This is a genomic window from Mesorhizobium sp. M2A.F.Ca.ET.037.01.1.1, from assembly GCF_003998075.1.
Taxonomy (GTDB): Bacteria; Pseudomonadota; Alphaproteobacteria; order Rhizobiales; family Rhizobiaceae; genus Mesorhizobium.
This window is the reverse complement of sequence record NZ_RZSA01000424.1, coordinates 1-5271: the sequence shown is the minus strand read 5'-3', so window position 1 is coordinate 5271 and position 5271 is coordinate 1. Positions and strand designations below refer to the sequence as shown.

The 5271-nt window shown below is 65.1% G+C and carries 6 protein-coding genes and 1 pseudogene; 4 read left to right on the top strand and 3 right to left on the bottom strand.

Going from position 1 to position 5271, the window contains the following annotated elements; genetic code table 11:
- The 3 genes from EOA27_RS20410 to add form a co-directional block, all read right to left on the bottom strand.
- On the bottom strand, nucleotides 1-884 hold an 884-nt coding region (locus tag EOA27_RS20410), incomplete at its 3' end, for an ATP-binding cassette domain-containing protein (protein WP_127257001.1).
- 37 nt (nucleotides 885-921) lie between these two features.
- Nucleotides 922-2046, bottom strand: a complete 1125-nt coding sequence (locus tag EOA27_RS20405; RefSeq protein ID WP_126078768.1) for a BMP family ABC transporter substrate-binding protein — start codon at nucleotides 2044-2046, stop codon at nucleotides 922-924.
- Between the two features lie 28 nt (nucleotides 2047-2074).
- Nucleotides 2075-3106, bottom strand: coding sequence for an adenosine deaminase (gene add, locus EOA27_RS20400; protein ID WP_127256999.1), 1032 nt, complete (start codon nucleotides 3104-3106; stop codon nucleotides 2075-2077).
- Between the two features lie 289 nt (nucleotides 3107-3395).
- Between add and EOA27_RS20395 the strand changes: the two genes are divergently transcribed.
- The 4 genes and pseudogenes from EOA27_RS20395 to EOA27_RS20380 form a co-directional block, all read left to right on the top strand.
- Nucleotides 3396-3674 (top strand): hypothetical protein, encoded by a 279-nt coding sequence (locus tag EOA27_RS20395; RefSeq protein ID WP_245467185.1) that lies wholly within the window; start codon nucleotides 3396-3398, stop codon nucleotides 3672-3674.
- Nucleotides 3671-4381: a Rieske (2Fe-2S) protein gene (locus tag EOA27_RS20390; protein ID WP_126078770.1), complete on the top strand. Its 711-nt coding sequence runs from the start codon at nucleotides 3671-3673 to the stop codon at nucleotides 4379-4381. The genes EOA27_RS20395 and EOA27_RS20390 overlap by 4 nt, the downstream gene beginning before the upstream one ends.
- The gene (locus EOA27_RS20385; RefSeq protein WP_126078771.1) at nucleotides 4381-5013 is read left to right on the top strand and encodes a glutathione S-transferase family protein; all 633 of its coding nucleotides are present in this window, start codon (nucleotides 4381-4383) and stop codon (nucleotides 5011-5013) included. The genes EOA27_RS20390 and EOA27_RS20385 overlap by 1 nt, the downstream gene beginning before the upstream one ends.
- A gap of 33 nt (nucleotides 5014-5046) precedes the next feature.
- Nucleotides 5047-5271 (top strand): annotated as a pseudogene (locus EOA27_RS20380) (adenine deaminase); the annotation flags it as partial.

Here is a 5271-nt window from a genome sequence, read left to right as displayed (position 1 = left end):
AGGGTGATGTCGTGGAGCGCAGTTTTTCCGCCGTCGTCGAGCGCCGAGACGCTTTCCAGCCTCAGGATCGGCTCCGCCGACCGGGGCGCCGCGCCGGGCGGCCGCTGCCGCATGTCGGCGAGCACGATGTCGCGGCCGACCATGAGCCGCGCCAGCATCCGGGGGTTGCACTCGGATGTGTCGTGCGTCGCGATCCTGCGGCCGCCGCGCAGGATGGTGATGCGGTCGGAGATTTCCAGCACCTCGTCCAGCTTGTGGCTGATGAAGATGACCGCGTTGCCGCGCGAGGTGAATTCACGCAGCGCCTTGAAGAGCTCGCGCGCCTCGGCCGGAGTCAGCACTGCCGTCGGTTCGTCGAGGATGAGGATGCGGGCCTGGCGGGCGAGCACGCGCAGGATCTCGACGCGCTGTTGCTCGCCGGTCGAAAGCTCGTTGATGCGCACGTCCGCACGCACATGCAGGTTGAAGCGTTCGGCCAGCGCCTTCGTCCGCGCCTCCAGCTTACGAGCGGAGGCAAGCCGGGGCGTCTCGCTCCAGCCGAGGTGGATGTTCTCGGCCACGGTGAAGGCCTGCACCAGCTTGAAATGCTGGTGCACCATGCCGATGCCGGCCGCGATTGCGTCGAGCGGCGTGGCGAACTCCTTGGCGTAGCCGTCGATGGTGATCTCGCCTGCATCGGGCTGGTAGATGCCGGTGAGAATGTTCATCAGCGTCGACTTGCCGGCGCCATTCTCGCCGAGCAGCGCGTGGATCTCTCCCGGAAGCACGTCGAGATCGACGTCCTGGTTGGCGACGACGCCCGGGAAATATTTGGCGATACCCTTCAGCTGCACCAGCGGCGCCGTTCCCGGCGCCGCGATGTAGCGGTCCTGCGTGGCGTTCATGCCGGTCTGCCGCAATGCGCTGCGTTATGGCAGGTCATCAGGCGCTGAGGCCCGAGACGCCCTCAATCGACCAATCCCAGTAGTAGAGATCGAGGTCGGTCATGGTCTTGCCGGCCTCGACGCGGACCTTGCCGGTCGAGTCCTTGATCTCGCCGGCGAAGGGCGACCAGCCGTTGATGATCTTCTGCCGGACCTCATCGGCCGCCTTGGCGACATCGGCTGGGACCTTCTCGCCCCATGCGTCGCGGTCGATGCCCTTGCCCATCGCAAACAGGTTCTCGCTCGACGTCCACTCGCCGGCCAGGCGCTTCTTCACCTGGTCGACGTAGAAGGCCTTGAAGTCGATGATGATGGAGGAGACGTAGGCGTTCGGACCGTAGCGGCGGATGTCGGTGTTCCACATCGCTGCCCAGACGCCACGCTTCTCGGCGACCTGCAGATAGGCGGCCTCGTCCATGATGCCGAACAGGAAGTCGCAGCCATTGTCGATGAGCGCGGTGCCGGCCTGCGCGGCGGCCTGCGGGTCGAACCAGGAGTTGATGACGACCGCCTGCAGCGTGGCATTCGGATTGACCGAACGCGCGCCCATCAGGAAGGCGTTGGTTCCGCTGAACACCGACGGAACCGGGAAGGAGGCGACATAGCCGAGCTTGCCGGACTTGCTGAGATGGCCGGCGGCAACACCCACCACATAGGTCGGGTACCAATGGTTGAGATAGTACCAGCCGAGATTGTCCATCGTGGTGCGGCCGTCGCACTCCATGAAGCCGACGTCGGGCGCCCGCTTCACAACCTCGTGCAGGAAGTCGCCGGTGCTGGATGTGTCGAAGATGAGATTGGCGCCTTCGCTCACGAATTGGCGGTAGATACGGGTGGCATCCGCCGAGTACGGCACGTTCTCCACCTCGAGCACCTTCTTCAGCTTGGGGAACGCCTTCTGCACGGCCAGCACGCCCTGGTGATGCGCCCAGGTCCAGCCTTCGTCGGTGACCGGGCCTACATGGCCGAAGCCGATTACGGCATCTTCCTCGGCCACGGCAGGCAGCGGCGCCGCGGCGCGCGCGGCGCCGATCAGGCCCGTCCTGGGCAGCAGGAGCGAGGCGGCGGCGGCGGCGCCCATGTTGAGGAATCCACGGCGGGAAAGCTTCTCGATACTGATCATGTTCTATCCTTTGCGCGATACACGGCGGTCAGTTTGGGAGGAGTTCGGTCTTCAGCAGGCCATCGATTTCCGCCGACCATTCGGACATCCATGCCTGCTTGGTTTCGTTGTCGAGCCATGCGGCCTCGAGGCCGGCGAGCGCGATCTTCTTCAGCGCCTCCGGCGAGAGCGCGAAATTGTCCAAAACCAGCGCGTATTCGCGGTCGAGCGTGGTGGCGAACATCGGCGGATCGTCGGAATGGATGGTGACGTTGAGGCCAGCCTCGATCATGCGCCGAATCGCGTGGCGAGGAGCCGCAAGGTCGCGCCAGACCGTGGTTGCCAACGTCGTGCTGGGGCAGCAGGTGAAGACGATGCCGGCTTCCTTGCAGCGCTCGACCAGCGCGGGATCGTCGACCACGTGGTAGCCGTGGTCGATGCGGCGCACGCCGAGCAGGTCGATGCTGTCGGCAACGTTCTCGGCCGGGCCGGATTCGCCCGCATGGGCGGTGACGTTCAGCCCCTCTGAGCGCGCGCGCTCGTACATCTTCGCGCAGGGAGCCGGCGGAAACGGCGCCTCGTTGTAGTCAAGGCCGATGCCGATCACGTCGGGCACGCGCTCGGCGAGCACGATATCCAGGAACTGCTCGCCGCGTTCCGGTCCGAGTTCGCGGCTGTGCGCGGGAATGAGCTTGCAGACGACCCTATATTTTTCCTTGGCGCGCCGCATCCCGTCGAGGACGCCGCCGAGCATGGTGGAGTAGGAAACGCCGTGGGCGAGATGCGCATGCGGGCTGAAGAAGAGCTCGACGTAGCGCGCGCCGGCGATCGCGCAGCGCTCCAGCGCCTCGAAGGTGATCCTCGAGAAGTCCGCGGCGCTTTTGATCGAGGCGCAGACCAGGTCGTAGATTTTCAGGAAATCGGGCAGGTTGTCGTAGCTGTACAGCTCGGCTGTCGGCTTGGGCAGCGCGACCGAATTCAAAGCGGCGAGATCGGCGAAGGTAGAGGCGGAAACGGCGCCCTCGAGATGCAGATGCAACTCGACCTTGGGCAGCTGCTGAACGAAGCTCGCCAAAGACATCAGCCTTCCCCATTGCGAGGCACAATGTCGCCAACGGCGCCATCTGCCTCATTTCCCTTCCGGCTCTTTCAGGCCGTTGCGGGACACCCACTCAACACGAAGTTGTTCGACTATTTCGTCGTTTTCCGTGCCTTCAATTCTCCCTTACGCAACAGATGTCAGGGAAATTTGGCTTGCACAAGCCCCAAAATGATGCCTAATTAGACAGAAAGCAATATTGCCTAAAAATTGTGCAAATGGCTGGGATTGTAGGCAGCGTGTGTGGTGCGATGAAGCAGCGAGGACTGGAGTGAAGGCGGTCTCGACCGAAACCGCCCGGCTGTCCTTCATCGGACGGCTGGTGCCGCCCAGCTTCGCCGAGTTCTGCGACCGGCGGGCGGAGAAGCTCGACCTGAAGATGGCGATCAGGAGCGTCGCCGCCGACCGCTTCACCGTCGAAGTCTCGGGCCAGCCCGACCTCGTCGACGCGTTCGAGATGGCGTGCAGTCTCGGCCCGCTCGATTGCCTCGTGCTCGACTATGAGCGCACCAGACTCCACAGCATTTCCAATGGGGAACAAGAACGATGACCACCGCGGGTGTCTGGCATCCGGTCGCACTGTCGGCCTCGATTGAGCCGGGGAGCTCGGCCGGCACGCATATCGACGGCAAGGAGTTCGTCGTCTGGCGCGACAACAGAGGCGCACCGCATGTGTGGGAAGACCGTTGCCCGCATCGCGGCATGAAGCTCAGCTTCGGCTTCGTGCGTGGCGACCACATCGCTTGCCTCTATCACGGCTGGCAGTACGACACGGCCGGGCAGTGCCGCTACATCCCGGCTCATCCTGAGCTGGACGTGCCGGGGAGCATTAGGGTGCCGGTCTTCCAGACGGTCGAGGTGGCTGGCATGATCTGGGTGGCCACCGAGCCGACTGAGTCCGCGCCCCCTGCCCCGCAGGAGGCCGGCGAGACCGTCCCGGTGCGCAGTGTCTTTTTCGGCGCAGCCATTGACGCGGTGCTGGCTGCGATCGAGACGACACCGTCGCGCCCTTTCAGCGACGAGGCTGCAGCCTCCGTCCTCCGCCAGATCGACGGCCGTCTCTACGCGCTGACCGTTGGCAACGACATGCTGCTCCTCGGCCTGCATAGCCTTTCCAGAGAGCGCACGGCATTGCATGTCGTCATCGCCGGACCTGCCGCACGCTATGCCGGCAAGGGACAGGCGCATTTCCTGGCCTGGACGGCCGAACTGCGCCACCGCATCGAGACGCAGCCGGCAGCAGCGGTGGCCGCGTGATGGCCGGCATCGTCCTCTACAACTACGAGCTCGACGAGAACTGCTACAAGGTGCGGCTCGCGCTCTCGATGCTCGGCCTCAAATGGGAGCCGATCGCGGTCAACGCCTTCCCTGGCAACGAGCAGACGACGCCGCCCTTCCTCGCCATGAACCCCCTCGGCACACTGCCGATTCTGAAGGACGGCGACCTGACCCTGTTCGGCGCCGAAGCGATCCTTGCGCATCTTGCCCGCGCCAATGACGCCGCTGGCAGATGGCTGCCGGCGGAGGGCGCCGACTTCGCCGGCGTCATGCAGTGGCTCGTCTTTTCGGCCGGCGCGCTGGCGGTCGCGGGCGAGGCGCGCCGCAACTCCCTGTTCGACACGCCGGGCGACGGCGAGGCGCTGCAGGCATCGGCGGGCAAGCTGTTGCGCATCATGGACGACCACATGATCGCGCGCGGCTACGAGGGCCTCGACTGGTTCGCGGCCGGCCATCCCACGATCGCCGACATCGCGCTTTTTCCGGCCTTCGCGCTCAGCCGCGATTTCGGGATAGACCACGATGAATATGCCGGGCTGCGGCGCTGGGGACGGCGCGTCCGTTCGCTCCCCGGTTTCGTGACCATGCCGGGCATCCCGGACTATTATTGAAGCGCAGGCGCCAAGGCAGAAGGCAGAAAAGTCATGAACACTCTCAGCCGCTTCTCGGTACAGCCGCTCTCTACCATGACGCGGAGGTTGGCCGACGTCGCCTTCGGCAGGCAGGAGCCCGACCTGGTCATTGCCGGGGCGCGCGTGCTGTCGACCTATTCCGAACGCATCCTGGCAGACCGGGAAGTCTGGATCTCGGGCGGGCGCATCGCCGCGGTGAAGCCCGCCGGCACCTACAAGGGGACCGCCGCCCTTGGC

Coding starts and splice junctions, on each gene's coding strand:
- EOA27_RS20405 (WP_126078768.1), bottom strand. CDS start 2,046: ATGATCAGTATCGAGAAGCTTTCCCGCCGTGGATTCCTCAACATGGGC.
- EOA27_RS20390 (WP_126078770.1), top strand. CDS start 3,671: ATGACCACCGCGGGTGTCTGGCATCCGGTCGCACTGTCGGCCTCGATT.
- add (WP_127256999.1), bottom strand. CDS start 3,106: ATGTCTTTGGCGAGCTTCGTTCAGCAGCTGCCCAAGGTCGAGTTGCAT.
- EOA27_RS20385 (WP_126078771.1), top strand. CDS start 4,381: ATGGCCGGCATCGTCCTCTACAACTACGAGCTCGACGAGAACTGCTAC.